This is a genomic window from Streptomyces sp. 7R007, from assembly GCF_054850255.1.
In genome coordinates this window covers 1-278 of the sequence record NZ_JBTWMV010000201.1, presented here as the reverse complement: position 1 = coordinate 278, position 278 = coordinate 1, and the positions used below count along the sequence as shown (strand labels likewise).

The 278-nt window shown below is 68.0% G+C and carries 1 pseudogene; it reads right to left on the bottom strand.

The window, feature by feature from the left end:
• Window positions 1-111 (bottom strand): annotated as a pseudogene (locus ACYF6T_RS44795) (2-oxoacid:ferredoxin oxidoreductase subunit beta); the annotation flags it as partial.
• Between the last annotated feature and the right edge of the window lie 167 nt (window positions 112-278).

Below are 278 nucleotides of genomic sequence, written 5' to 3'. Positions count from 1 at the left end.
CGCGTAGTCACCGCAGCCGGGGCACCAGCGCACTTCCTGATCGGACCTGAAGTCCCTTGCCGTGAGGGCGACTTCACTCCTCGGGACGAGGGACAACGCCTCAGTGGGCATGGAGGGCCTCCTGGAGAGCCTGCGCGAGGTGCTGCGCCTTGAACGGCATGCCGTTGACCTGGGTGTGCGACCGGACGTCGATCGCGAACTCGGCCCTGAGCAGCCGGGCGAGCTGGCCCAGGTTCATCTCCGGCACCAGGACCCGCTCGTAGGAGCGCAGCACCGAA